Origin of the sequence: Bacillus sp. TH19 (assembly GCF_016651075.1) — a bacterium.
Lineage (GTDB): Bacteria > Bacillota > Bacilli > Bacillales > Bacillaceae_G > Bacillus_A > Bacillus_A mycoides.
This window is the reverse complement of record NZ_JAEKEO010000010.1, coordinates 1,937,565-1,949,893: the sequence shown is the minus strand read 5'-3', so window position 1 is coordinate 1,949,893 and position 12,329 is coordinate 1,937,565. Positions and strand designations below refer to the sequence as shown.

Genomic DNA, 12,329 nt, shown 5'->3' with positions numbered 1-12,329 from the left:
TTGCTAAACGATAAATAACATGATAAAATCATGTTGTTATTACATAAGTGAGGTGCTTTTTATGAAACAAGTTACGACACTCTTTTTAAAGCTAGCTATTACTTTTATAGGATTCCCAGTTCTTGCATTGTGCATATTTTTGGTGCCTAAGATTGGGAATTTTGCTGGAGAATTGTATCCAGATATTACTTATATGAAATCTCTCGTTTTAATCGATATGTACGCGGCAGTGATACCTTTTTACTTTGCTCTGTATCAAGCTTTTAAACTTTTAAGCTATATTGATAAGAACCAAGCGTTCTCGGAATTATCGGTAAAGGCTTTAAAGAATATAAAATACTGTGCCATCACGATCAGTACCTTGTACTTGCTAGGTATGCCACTCTACTATCTCATGGCAAAAAAAATTGATCCTCCAAGTTTCATACCAATCGGATTGACCATCATTTTCGCCTCTATGGTGATCGCCGTTTTTGCTGCTGTTCTCCAAAGGCTTTTACAAGAAGCTATTAATATAAAATCAGAAAATGATTTAACGGTCTGAGGTGGAGAATATGGCAATTATTATTAATATTGATGTGATGTTAGCAAAACGAAAAATGAGCGTAACGGAGCTTTCGGAGAGGGTTGGGATTACGATGGCGAATCTTTCCATTCTGAAAAATGGGAAAGCAAAAGCGGTTCGTTTTTCAACATTAGAAGCGATATGTAAGACTTTAGATTGTCAACCAGGTGATATTTTGGAGTACAAAAGCGACGAATTCACTCAATAAATACAGACAACAACTTTCTTCAACCAATGGGATTAAATAGTGAAATTAAAATGAAGGGATAGCAATTAAGCTATCCCTTCTCTGCGTTTGTTATTGTTATTTAATATATCTTTAATTACTTTAAATTCAGTATTACATATTAATGGTGTGTTTTATTATCAATCTCTATTTCCTATTTTTAATTTCCTCTTTCATACTTTCCACAAACGCATCTAGTTCAACAACTTCTGACTTCTCTTCACCATATTTCCGTACATTTACAGCTTCGCTTTCCATTTCCTTATCCCCAATAACAAGAACATACGGAACTTTTTGCATTTGCGCTTCTCTAATTTTATATCCTAACTTTTCATCTCGTATATCTCGTTCGACACGAATTCCGGCTTGTGCTAATTTATCTGCAATCCTATTTGCATATTTTTCATGCACTGCATTTGAAACTGGAATTACTTTCACTTGAACCGGTGCCACCCACGCTGGGAACGCGCCTCCAAAGTGTTCAATTAATATCGCTAAAAAGCGATCTAAGGATCCTAATACAGCGCGGTGGATTACAACCGGTCTTCTTTTTTCATTATTTTCATCTATATAATTTAAATCAAATTTTTCTGGCATTTGGAAATCAAGTTGGACTGTTCCGCACTGATGACTTCTATTTAAAGCATCTTTAATATGGAAATCAATTTTCGGACCGTAAAATGCACCGTCACCTTCATTTAATCTATATTTATAATCTAATGACTGTAATACATTTTCTAATGCCAATTCTGCTTGCTCCCATAATTTATCATCACCCATTGAATCTTCTGGACGAGTAGAAAGCTCTACTTCATACTCGAAACCAAAAGTTTTATACACATAGTCAATTTGCGCCAACACTGATTTGATTTCATCTTCAATTTGTTCTGGTGTTACAAATAAATGAGCATCATCTTGGCAGAAAGTACGAACTCTTAATAATCCGTTTAAAGCGCCACTAAATTCATGTCGATGCACTTGACCGAACTCACACATACGAATCGGTAATTCACGATAAGAATGTAATTTATTTTTAAACATAAGCATATGGCCTGGGCAATTCATCGGTTTTAACGCAAAACTTTTATGATCTACTTCTGAGAAATACATATTGTCTTTGTAATGTCCCCAGTGTCCTGACTTCTCCCATAATTCTTGATTCATCATAAATGGAGTACGCACTTCTTGATAATTGTACTCATTTTGAATTTCTCTTAAAAATGCTTCTAATTCATTGCGAATAATCTGTCCTTTTGGCAAGTAAAAGGGCATTCCCGGAGCCTCTTCCGAAAACATAAACAATTCAAGTTCACTACCTAATTTCCGATGATTTCTCTTTGCGGCCTCCTCAACAAAATGTAAATACTCTTCTAATTTTTGTTGAGAAGAGAAAGCAACACCATATATACGCTGAAGCACTTGATTGTTACTATCGCCTCGCCAATATGCACCAGAAACATGAGTTAATTGAAATGCTTTCAAATAACCAGTAGATGGCAAATGTGGTCCTCTACATAAATCTACAAATTCACCTTGTTTATACAGTGTTACACTTTCCCCATTAGGAATTGCTTCTAAAAGCTCTAATTTCAAACTATCATTCATTTCTTGAAACAATTCTTTTGCTTCTTCTCGAGAAACCTCAACTCGCTCTATCTTTACATTTTCATTTATAATATTTTTCATTTCTTTTTCTATTTTCGGTAAATCTTCTACGTTTACACTACTTTGAAGATCCATGTCATAATAAAATCCATTTTCAATGACTGGTCCTACACCAAGGTTTACATCACCATAAATTCTTTTTACAGCTTGCGCTAATATATGTGCCGCAGAGTGTCTTGCAATTTTTACCCCTTCATCTGAATCCATAGTAATGATTTCAACTTTCGCACTTTCTTCAATGTTTCGTCGTAAATCAAAAGACTGATCATTAACTTTTCCTGCGACTGCTTTCTTTTTCAAGCTACTACTAATTGCCCCAGCAATTTCTTCTAAAGTAATGCCTTTCACAAATTCTTTAACGCTACCATCTGGAAATTTAATTTCGATCATCTGTTCTTTCATTTTTCATCTCTCCATTTCATAATAAAAAGCACACTCATCCCTAAAATAGGGACGAGTGTGCTTTTACCCGTGGTTCCACCCAGATTCCCATCGCAAATATACAATGGCTTCTTTTACGGTAACGTCGTTTACACGGCACTAGATACTTGATTTCCCCAGTGCAGCTCTAAGGTGGTAAGTTATTTTACTGCGTTAGGAAGTTCTCAGCTTTTCTTCCTTCTCTGTATAACCGTTTAAAATAACTCGTGTCCTTTTCTTCGCTTATTATGAAATAAAATATAAAAAAGCATATTCATCCCTAGTAAATAGGGACGAATATGCTTATATTCGTGGTTCCACCCAGATTCCCATCACAAAAAACATAATGGCTTCTTTTGCGGGTAACGTCGCTTACACGGCACTAGATACTTGATTTCCCCAGTGCAGCTCTAAGGTGGTAAGTTATTTTACTGCGTTAGGAAGTTCTCAGCTTTCCTTCCTTCTCTGTATAACCGTTTAAAATAACTCGTGTCCTTTTCTTTGCTTTTGTAACAATTACATTTATTGTTATTTAATATATCCTATTCATTTTATTTTTACAAGTGTTAAAAATATATTTTTTATTCAAAAAAAGAAACCAAAAACATTTTTTGGTCTCCCCTTCTCTTTTTTACCAATCTTGTGGTTCGTAATTTAAGTCTGAAAATAGGCGTTTTTTCTCTTTTTTCGATAAATCTCTCCACTGTCCGACTGGTAAATTATTCAACTCAATATTCATAATTCTCGTACGTTTTAACGTGTATACTTGATAACCCAAAGCTTCACACATACGGCGAATTTGACGATTTAGCCCCTGTGTTAAAATAATTTGGAACTCATATTTTGATAACTGTGTTACTTCACAAGGAAGTGTTTTTGTATCTAAAATTTTAACACCTGCTGCCATTTTTTCTAAAAACTCCGGTGTAATCGGCTTATCTACTGAAACGATATATTCTTTCTCATGTTTGTTTTCAGCACGTAAAATCTCATTAACGATATCGCCATCATTCGTTAACAAAATTAAACCGTCTGAGTCTTTGTCGAGACGTCCGATGTGATTAATTCGTAAAGGATGATTCACTAAATCGATAATATTACCTTTTACTGCTTTTTCACTTGTACATGTAATACCTACTGGTTTATTTAAAGCGATATACACATGGTCTCGAGCAATACGAAGTTGCTCTCCATTTACTCGTACGTCATCACCTGGATTTACTTGGTCACCAATTTTTGCAACCTTACCGTTAATAATTACTTTTCTCTCGTTAATTAACTTATCTGCTCCACGTCGAGACGCTTTTCCAGCTTCACTAATAAATTTATTGATACGCAAGTTAGGCACATCCTTTTCATAAAAAATTTCAAGCTCACACTGCTTCTACCGTACAATACAAAAGGGTAAGCCTCCTATTATAACTTAAATATATTAACATGAAAGGGTATATGACGTCTTCACTTAATTACATGTTTACACGAAAATAATTGGTCCTCTTTTCCTTTTCACCTCAAACTGTTTAGCAGTCAATAGATCAACCCTTGAATATAACATCATTTATTTACTTTTTTCATAGATAATATACCGATATAAGTTTGATTAATCATGCCTAAATAACTCACAATATGTGAAAAATAAAAAAGAACCCTTTTGAAAATAATCAAAATGGATCCTTCTTCAACTAAACGAATACTAGTTTTTATACAAAAGTGTTCAATAATTATAATCTTTGATAGAAAACATCGTTCAACAAACAAAATAATCTCGAACTCCCTAATTTTTTACGCTTCACTATTTTCTTCACATACTCCAAAAAGAAGCCCTTGATTATCTATACAATAAGCAAAGTAACCCATATTAGGAATAGCAGTTTTAGGTACAACTACTTGTCCACCATTTTCAATAACTTTATTTATGTACTCATCAACTGAAGGTACTTCAATCGAATTAGTTGTCCTAGTAGCACCATCAGGTGATTTCATTAATCCACCATCGATACCAGGTCTATCACTCTCACCTGTAATTATGAACCAATAGTCATGTGGCCCAGGCATTTTTTCAAACTTCCATCCAAAACTATTTGTATAAAATTGAATAGCTTCTGCAGGGTTTGGGACTTGCAATTCAAATCTTAAAACTCTACTCATTTAAATATCTCCCCTCTTATTCTTGTACAAAGTAATTATAAAAGAACTAATGTTCTGTATCAAATTTTTCGAAACTAGCTACTTTAATAAGTTCTAACTTTATTTAGAAGCGGCAACAGACCATTCTTCCTTCCGAATAACTCTCTTCCCATTTATATTTTCAACATACTCATTTACATTTGCTGACTGATATAACTCTGGGAAAATTTCTTTCATATAGAGTTCGTGTGCTATTTCATCTTGCCAATACGTTAATACTATGTAACGATTTTCAGTCTTTAAAGACTTCCCAACAACTCCACCTAACATTCCTTTTGCATTTTCCATTCCTTTATTCCAAATTGTTTCTTGCGTATGTAAAAAATACTTTTCTTTTCCTTCTTTCACATCGCAAATTGCAACTCTTACAAATGACCCTTGTGCAGTTACGTCTTTCAAAGGAGTTTCTGTTATATCATACAACGTTTGAAACATTTCAATATTACAGGAAATATATGTGCCTTCTTGATTACTATTTAAAAAAATTGTATCATGAGCATCATTCATGAATGATTGATATGCATTTCTATCTTCCCATAAAGTATATACACACGCTTCCCCTTCATTCCACCCACCAAATTGTCCATAGAATCCGTCTAAATACTGTAAATCACGCCATTTTTCTTGCGCATCAGAAAACAATTCCATTTTCTCTTCTTCCACCTTGCAAAATATTGTTTTTAATAGCATTTCTAATCCCCCTTATGATACGGTCCATTTCCCACTTGCAATACTTTCTATTTTTCCACCAATGCAAACATTAATTTTACTCTCAATCACCTCTGCTTGTATGTGTATTAGAGAATGGCGATTTATCTCATACCCTTGTTCAACATGCATATTTATCTTTTCCGTTCCAAGATAACGATATTTTATAAGATACGCCGCTAAACATCCATTTGAGCTTCCTGTTGCCATATCCTCTGTGATTCCATAATAATCTGCAAAATCACGGACATTAAGATCATTGATTCCCTAACTATAAAATCCCTAATTTTCCATAAATAACGCAAGGTGATTACCTGAATACTTGCCTTGCGAGAATACATCCACAATGTAAAAATCCCAATATCTCTCCTCTCTTCTATTCTATTCTTCAATACAACCTGTTTACATAATGAAATTATAGTTTATTAAATTTGTATATTTTTCAAAGAATCCTCTGCTTTTTCTATCAACCAATCACCAAACGTATCTAAAAATGATAAGATTTCTTCTATGTCTTTTATCGGTTCAATTACATATTGTAGTGCTTTCCTCATATTTTTTTCTTGTTCGGGAAAATGCTTACTAAATAACTCATATGCTGGATATAAGTCCCTGGAATACAGCCCTTCTCTATCAATTGTTAATGCTAGACCTGCCCTGACTACAATCTTCATGATCCAACGACAACAATCCTCTATATCATCTACGTCCTTATTATGAATTAACTCTTCGTGTGTTTGTTCAATTTGTTTCCGCAAATGAATGAGATGTTCATACACTATCTCCTGACTTACTTTATATTTAGGTAAATATAATTTTACGTCTTCACCTAATATACATACACTATGTGTCTGAATCATAAATCCTATAAAAGAAAAATCCTCTGAGTTTATTACTTCTTTTTCACTATAAAAACTTAACTCCACTCCTGATATACAATTAAACTGCTGTGTAATTTGGACTTCTAGCTCCTTTCTCCAGCTTAAGTCAATTACTTGAGGATTCTTTCGAACTAATATAATCATATTTACATCTGCAACCCCTTCTATCCCAATCCCTCTTGGAATAGAACCCCTTATATAAACACTGTGCAAATCATCCCGCAAAAATTGACAACAAGTATCCTTTATTTCTTGTATTACCTCCAAAAACACAGGCTGAATTTTATTAAAATGTGCATCGTTTATAATAAATCCTTCATCATCCACAGGACAAAAACGCCCTATTTTTTTTATTCTTGGCAATTTATCAACTCATTTCCCTATAAAATATTGGTTTATTCCACACATACAACAATTATAATTCAAATAATTCAGAATTGAAAATTTGAAAGTAAGACATAAATAATCCTACATTGTTACGTCCTATCTCTTTTATCACCATTCATTTTTCGAATATATAATAAGTAATCTCTCCTGAGATCATAAAATAGAAGATAAATTAGGAATACCAAAAAAATAAGTTTATTTACTATTTCAAAATAAAAAATGATTGCATTTCACTAATTGTATATCTATAATGTTTTTATTGATTCTATACAGAATCAATGCGTTTAAGTTTTTAATTTTATAATTCGGATGAACCATTCAGGAGAAGGTCTATTGATCTACCGACGGGGCAAAAAGTTGCTGAACCAACTTTGAAACTCTCAGGTCTTGTTTACAAGTAGAACTGCATGGGGACGAATCTCTGGAGAGACTCCCTCTCGCTTAATATAGCGCGGAGGAAAACGAGCACCGAAGGAGCAAATTCGCTAATCTAGCGGATAATCTCTCAGGTAAAAGGACAGAGACAAGCGAAAGAAAATGCCGATTTGTATCGGTTTATTTTTCTATCCCTTGTTTCTCCAGAGACCATTTCATTTCCTTGAAGTGGTTTTTATTTTTTCTAAAAAAGGAGAATACAGATGGAGACAGTAAGTAAAGTATTAGAACAAATTAATCAGTATGTGTGGGGGTTACCAACTTTGTTGCTACTCGTTGGAACTGGTATCATTCTCACAGTGCGCTTAAAAGGTTTACAGTTTAGTAAACTAATATACGCTCACAAACTAGCTTTTAAAAAATCAGAAGATACATCATCTTCTGGAGATATTAGTCACTTCCAAGCACTGATGACAGCTATGGCTGCAACGATTGGTATGGGAAATATAGCAGGTGTCGCAACTGCTGTGACAATCGGTGGACCCGGCGCAATCTTTTGGATGTGGATTACTGCTTTATTTGGAATGGCAACAAAGTATGCCGAAGCAATCCTTGCGGTGAAATACCGTGTTAGTAATGAAAATGGTGAATACTCCGGTGGACCAATGTATTATTTAGAACGTGGTTTAGGGAAAAAATGGCTGGCTGTTTTATTCGCTATATTCGGCACAGCTGCTTCTTTCGGTATCGGTAATATGGTTCAATCTAATTCGGTTGCAGAGGCAATGCGAATCAATTTTTCTTTCCCTCCTGCATTAACTGGTATACTCATGTCATTCTTAATCGCTATCGTTATTTTGGGCGGTGTAAAAAAGATTGGTAGAGTTACTGGATATATCGTTCCTATTAAAGCATTCTTTTATATAATCGCTGGCCTTATTATTATTTTCTATCACTTTGATCAAATTCCAGAAGCATTTTCACTTATTTTTTCTGGTGCATTTCAAGGTACTGCAGCCGCTGGTGGTTTTATCGGAGCAACAGTTGCATCTGCAATTCAAATAGGAATGGCACGTGGTGTATTTGCTAACGAGGCTGGTTTAGGAAGTGCTCCTATTGCTGCGGCTGCTGCCAAAACAGATTCACCTGCAAAACAAGCTTTAGTTTCTATGACTGGTACTTTTCTAGATACATTTATTGTATGTACAATTACGGGGCTAGTATTAATTACTACAGGCGCATGGAAATCAGGTAAAACTGGTGTTGAAGCTACAACATTAGCATTCCAATCCGTATTCGGTACTGCTGGTAGTATGATTCTCGGTATCGCCATTATATTATTCGCCTACTCTACTATTTTAGGTTGGTCGTATTACGGAGAGAAGTGTGTAGCTTATTTATTCGGACAAGGTGCTGTACGATATTATAAAGCAATCTTTATCGTTATGATTGCAATAGGTGCTAATTTAAAGCTAGGTGTCGTATGGACATTTGCCGATATTGCAAATGGACTTATGGCGATTCCAAACTTAATTGGTCTAATCGGATTAAGTGGTATTGTTGTCGCTGAAACGAATCGCTTTTTACAAGCAGAGAAATTGAAAGAAAGTCATAAAAAACAGGCAAGTTAATCACTAAAAAAAGGAATGGCTCATTTATAATAAGCCATTCCTTTTTTCTCTATTTCAATTCCTTTCCCTCCTGAACCATATGTAAATAAAGTACAAAATCCATCATTGTAGATGAATAACCAAGTTGACGGATCATTGCTGTTATATTCCCTCTATGATATGTACCATGATTTACGACGTGTTGCACTAACTCTAAAATGGAAGTGTCTAATGCACCTGCATATGGGTTCTCAATAACAAATACAGTATTTACGTCTTGTATTCTACTTAAAAATTCTTTATATTGATTTGCCATGTTTTCAAACATTTTTTCTAATTCATGTAACGATTTAGTTTCGATTTGTTTTCGTAATTTTTCTCGGTCTTGTATTACTTCACTCATACTTTTACCATGCAATATGTGTAACCACACTTGATCTGTAATATAAATATGTACAAAAGTATCCTTAATTGATGGGAATACACTCTGTATCTGTTCATTAAAAATTGTCTCATAGTTTGGTAACTCTTTTAGTCGGTTGAATAATCGTGTATTAGCCCAAGCATGGTAATCAAACTGTTTTAACATGTAATCTTTCAATCTAAATCTCCTCCTTATTGTATGAAACGAATGTTTTGCTTCTTCATTTCCGATTCTCTATCAGCTTTTACAATCCCTTTTTCTTTAACTTCATGTTTATTTATAGTTTTATATTTTACATATGTATAAAATTCCGTTTTAAATGGAAACGATGTAATTTGAATTGTTTCTTCATCCACCCATTCAGCTTGAATAGGCTTCTCCCCCTTACTATTAAACATTTCTGTTCCTTCAAAACCCTCTTTAAATAAATCAATTTCATCTTTCTTTTTTACACCAGGTTTATTCATACATACATATAAAGAAAGTTCATCACAAAACTTTAATAATCTATAATGTTTATCAAACATCGCATATTGTTCTTTTGTTAACGTTTTCAAAATTCTTTTTTGTCGTTCCAATTCATTTTTATAAAAAGACATCATCTCTTCATCTTCCTCATTTAATGAAAATGATAAAAAGTGCTTACTACAAAGTAGCGCCCCGTATGGATTTGACTCTTCAATTGCATTCAAACCAATCGTATAAAAAACAAAGCGTAATGAACTTGGACAATCCATAAATGTATATGGAATATTTTTAGTATCATTCAAAATTGGTACTTTATCAAGCTCTATCCATCCTCTATCATGCTCATATATAGCATCAATTGTCTCTTTTAAGTATATTTTATCTTCAAAAAAATCTTCTATTATATGTCTTGCAATTTCACCAGCTAAAAAACCATGATCATGTTGACGAATTAATATACTTTCTTTCTCATTCTTTTCACGAAAAATCATCCGTATATTCCCCCTCATCCTCATATTACAGCTTGTTGTATGCATCAATTCTTAATTAATCCCTAAATATTAGCAGGGATTCAGTTTCTTTCAACGAAATTAACATAAATATACAGCATTCTTTCTAATCACAAAGTTAGCTTTATCTTTACTAACCATTATACTAAAACATTCATTCTAAAAAATTTTTTATGAGGTGAAAACATGAACAAAACAGAATTAGTTAAAAATGTAGCACAATCAGCTGATATTTCTCAAAAGGATGCTTCTGCAGCTGTACAATCCGTATTTGACACAATTGCTAATGCATTACAATCTGGCGATAAAGTGCAACTAATCGGTTTTGGAACTTTTGAAGTGCGTGAAAGATCTGCTCGTACAGGGCGTAATCCGCAAACTGGAGAAGAAATTCAGATTGCTGCTGGTAAAGTTCCAGCATTTAAAGCAGGAAAAGAATTAAAAGAAGCTGTTAAATAAACAAGAAACCAGCCATTTTATAGGCTGGTTTCTTGTTTATTGTTTATTGTTTATTTCTTATTTAAGCAGTTCCTTTATATTCTCTGCATGATACACTTCACAAATATAAAATACACATTTGCAGTTACTTACAATTTGATATTTTCTAGTTGGATAAACATTCGCCGCAACAGAACATCCATCAAACAATTCGATAATATTTCCAGATGGCTGATATCCTTCATATAATACGTTTCTTCTTACTTCCATCTTTTCTATAAGGTTTTCAACAGGAATATTTCCACTCTCTAATTCACTCTTTATTGTATCCGGTAAAAACGAAGTGTCTGCAAAAATTAGATTTTCAGATAACACCTTACCTTTATAACTAACATTAGATACGCGATAAAGAAATGTTCCGTTTTTATCAAAGAAATTCTTTGCTTCTTTCGGAATGTATTGTCTATCAAGCACTTCCTGTTCAAGTACATCAAACTGAACTGTATCTTTTACAAGTTTTTCTAATGCTAGAATAGATGACGTATTTCTAGAAAACAACATATCTTTAATTGCCTGTACATTATAAGTTAATTCAGTTTTTCTATTTTCCGCTACTAACATGAGGAACACCTCTTCTATAAGAAATTTTATTAAAAATTAACGATGATTTAATAGCAATCCCGCGTCTAACTGCATAATTTCAGTTACTTCTTTACTAAATATTGCAATGGAAGCCATATAATCTAAACTAGGTCTTACATCTTCCATCATTGTATTTTCTGCTAACTCTTGTCTATCTTTAAAAATCAACAATTTTGGAGGGTCATTTGGAGCTGATACTGTAATTTCTACTGGTGGGATCAATAGTCCTTCACCTGTCGCTTTCAGCACTGCTTCTTTTCGAGTCCAATATGTTAAAAATCCTTCTAGTCGCTGCTCATCAGATAACTTCATAACTTGTGCTATTTCAATGTCTGTTAATACGCCCTCTGCCATTTTCATAACATCTACATTTGGATTCATTTGTTCAACATCAACACCAACAGGTGCAGATTTAGTAAATGCAACAACAACCCACTCACCCGAATGTGAGACTGATATTTGCGGCATACCTTCTGGTAACTGTGGTCTGCCATGTTGTAATTTACATACTGGGCACATTCGATCAATTGGCACTTGAACTGGCGACATAGAAAGTACCTTTCCAAGTACTAATCTACTAATTACACAACCTATTATAAAACGCGCACGGTCTGCCGAATGATGATATGAATTTGCTTTCTCTCGCTCTACATCATTTAGTAAATTGTAATGCCATGATTGTAAATCTGAAATTCTTGCCCACCATATTTGACAACTATTCTCATTAAGAGTTGGTACAGAATCTACAACTTTACTCTCTATCATGTAAACTCTCTCCTTTTAAATGCCAATATTACTTTATTTCAAAAGAGTATTAGCATGCT

Annotated in this window: 14 protein-coding genes, 1 riboswitch and 2 other annotated features; of the genes, 4 read left to right on the top strand and 10 right to left on the bottom strand. The window is 33.8% G+C overall.

Annotation, left to right across the window (positions count from 1 at the left end; translation table 11 throughout):
* Positions 1 to 61 precede the first annotated feature (61 nt).
* Together JFU54_RS27615 and JFU54_RS27610 are read left to right on the top strand one after the other, a co-directional pair.
* Positions 62 to 544, top strand: coding sequence for a DUF2975 domain-containing protein (locus JFU54_RS27615; RefSeq protein WP_201067244.1), 483 nt, complete (start codon positions 62 to 64; stop codon positions 542 to 544).
* A 10-nt stretch (positions 545 to 554) separates the two neighbouring features.
* Positions 555 to 773: a helix-turn-helix domain-containing protein gene (locus JFU54_RS27610; protein ID WP_002141696.1), complete on the top strand. Its 219-nt coding sequence runs from the start codon at positions 555 to 557 to the stop codon at positions 771 to 773.
* Positions 774 to 938: 165 nt separating this feature from the next.
* Here the strand turns inward: JFU54_RS27610 and thrS are convergent, their stop codons facing one another.
* From thrS to JFU54_RS27580, 6 genes are all read right to left on the bottom strand, one after another.
* Positions 939 to 2,858, bottom strand: coding sequence for a threonine--tRNA ligase (thrS, locus tag JFU54_RS27605; RefSeq protein ID WP_201067242.1), 1,920 nt, complete (start codon positions 2,856 to 2,858; stop codon positions 939 to 941).
* A 44-nt stretch (positions 2,859 to 2,902) separates the two neighbouring features.
* Positions 2,903 to 3,125: a binding site (T-box leader), on the bottom strand.
* 37 nt (positions 3,126 to 3,162) lie between these two features.
* Positions 3,163 to 3,387 (bottom strand) — a binding site (T-box leader).
* Positions 3,388 to 3,507: 120 nt separating this feature from the next.
* Positions 3,508 to 4,215 carry a pseudouridine synthase gene (locus JFU54_RS27600; protein WP_002085707.1) on the bottom strand — a complete coding sequence of 236 codons (708 nt, stop codon included), beginning with the start codon at positions 4,213 to 4,215 and terminating at the stop codon, positions 3,508 to 3,510.
* Positions 4,216 to 4,658: 443 nt separating this feature from the next.
* On the bottom strand, positions 4,659 to 5,024 hold the full coding sequence (locus tag JFU54_RS27595; protein WP_201067235.1) for a VOC family protein: 366 nt from the start codon (positions 5,022 to 5,024) through the stop codon (positions 4,659 to 4,661).
* Between the two features lie 99 nt (positions 5,025 to 5,123).
* Positions 5,124 to 5,753 carry a YdbC family protein gene (locus JFU54_RS27590; RefSeq protein WP_201067234.1) on the bottom strand — a complete coding sequence of 210 codons (630 nt, stop codon included), beginning with the start codon at positions 5,751 to 5,753 and terminating at the stop codon, positions 5,124 to 5,126.
* Positions 5,754 to 5,765: 12 nt separating this feature from the next.
* Positions 5,766 to 6,035, bottom strand: a complete 270-nt coding sequence (locus JFU54_RS27585; RefSeq protein ID WP_078176586.1) for a PhzF family phenazine biosynthesis protein — start codon at positions 6,033 to 6,035, stop codon at positions 5,766 to 5,768.
* Between the two features lie 161 nt (positions 6,036 to 6,196).
* On the bottom strand, positions 6,197 to 7,015 hold the full coding sequence (locus JFU54_RS27580; protein ID WP_201067232.1) for a nucleotidyltransferase: 819 nt from the start codon (positions 7,013 to 7,015) through the stop codon (positions 6,197 to 6,199).
* Between the two features lie 435 nt (positions 7,016 to 7,450).
* Positions 7,451 to 7,570, top strand: a riboswitch (glycine riboswitch).
* Between the two features lie 107 nt (positions 7,571 to 7,677).
* Between JFU54_RS27580 and JFU54_RS27575 the strand changes: the two genes are divergently transcribed.
* The gene (locus JFU54_RS27575) at positions 7,678 to 9,045 is read left to right on the top strand and encodes an alanine/glycine:cation symporter family protein (RefSeq protein WP_002012784.1); all 1,368 of its coding nucleotides are present in this window, start codon (positions 7,678 to 7,680) and stop codon (positions 9,043 to 9,045) included.
* A gap of 49 nt (positions 9,046 to 9,094) precedes the next feature.
* Here JFU54_RS27575 and JFU54_RS27570 read toward each other — a convergent pair whose 3' ends face one another.
* On the bottom strand, positions 9,095 to 9,625 hold the full coding sequence (locus JFU54_RS27570; RefSeq protein WP_002085719.1) for a DinB family protein: 531 nt from the start codon (positions 9,623 to 9,625) through the stop codon (positions 9,095 to 9,097).
* A 14-nt stretch (positions 9,626 to 9,639) separates the two neighbouring features.
* Positions 9,640 to 10,407: a DUF3891 family protein gene (locus JFU54_RS27565; protein WP_002085720.1), complete on the bottom strand. Its 768-nt coding sequence runs from the start codon at positions 10,405 to 10,407 to the stop codon at positions 9,640 to 9,642.
* 204 nt (positions 10,408 to 10,611) lie between these two features.
* On the opposite strand from JFU54_RS27565, the gene JFU54_RS27560 reads away from it, so the two are divergent.
* Positions 10,612 to 10,884 carry an HU family DNA-binding protein gene (locus JFU54_RS27560; RefSeq protein ID WP_002012780.1) on the top strand — a complete coding sequence of 91 codons (273 nt, stop codon included), beginning with the start codon at positions 10,612 to 10,614 and terminating at the stop codon, positions 10,882 to 10,884.
* A gap of 57 nt (positions 10,885 to 10,941) precedes the next feature.
* Here the strand turns inward: JFU54_RS27560 and JFU54_RS27555 are convergent, their stop codons facing one another.
* Together JFU54_RS27555 and sfp are read right to left on the bottom strand one after the other, a co-directional pair.
* Complete coding sequence (locus JFU54_RS27555; RefSeq protein WP_088292243.1) at positions 10,942 to 11,484, bottom strand: cold-shock protein; 543 nt, start codon at positions 11,482 to 11,484, stop codon at positions 10,942 to 10,944.
* 36 nt (positions 11,485 to 11,520) lie between these two features.
* Positions 11,521 to 12,270 carry a 4'-phosphopantetheinyl transferase Sfp gene (gene sfp / locus JFU54_RS27550; RefSeq protein WP_201067230.1) on the bottom strand — a complete coding sequence of 250 codons (750 nt, stop codon included), beginning with the start codon at positions 12,268 to 12,270 and terminating at the stop codon, positions 11,521 to 11,523.
* Positions 12,271 to 12,329: the final 59 nt, after the last annotated feature.

Excerpts from the sequence above, each read along its gene's own strand:
- JFU54_RS27615 (WP_201067244.1), top strand. The coding sequence starts at position 62 with ATGAAACAAGTTACGACACTCTTTTTAAAGCTAGCTATTACTTTTATA.
- JFU54_RS27610 (WP_002141696.1), top strand. The coding sequence starts at position 555 with ATGGCAATTATTATTAATATTGATGTGATGTTAGCAAAACGAAAAATG.
- thrS (WP_201067242.1), bottom strand. The coding sequence starts at position 2,858 with ATGAAAGAACAGATGATCGAAATTAAATTTCCAGATGGTAGCGTTAAA.
- JFU54_RS27595 (WP_201067235.1), bottom strand. The coding sequence starts at position 5,024 with ATGAGTAGAGTTTTAAGATTTGAATTGCAAGTCCCAAACCCTGCAGAA.
- JFU54_RS27590 (WP_201067234.1), bottom strand. The coding sequence starts at position 5,753 with ATGCTATTAAAAACAATATTTTGCAAGGTGGAAGAAGAGAAAATGGAA.
- JFU54_RS27575 (WP_002012784.1), top strand. The coding sequence starts at position 7,678 with ATGGAGACAGTAAGTAAAGTATTAGAACAAATTAATCAGTATGTGTGG.
- JFU54_RS27565 (WP_002085720.1), bottom strand. The coding sequence starts at position 10,407 with ATGATTTTTCGTGAAAAGAATGAGAAAGAAAGTATATTAATTCGTCAA.
- JFU54_RS27560 (WP_002012780.1), top strand. The coding sequence starts at position 10,612 with ATGAACAAAACAGAATTAGTTAAAAATGTAGCACAATCAGCTGATATT.
- JFU54_RS27555 (WP_088292243.1), bottom strand. The coding sequence starts at position 11,484 with ATGTTAGTAGCGGAAAATAGAAAAACTGAATTAACTTATAATGTACAG.
- sfp (WP_201067230.1), bottom strand. The coding sequence starts at position 12,270 with ATGATAGAGAGTAAAGTTGTAGATTCTGTACCAACTCTTAATGAGAAT.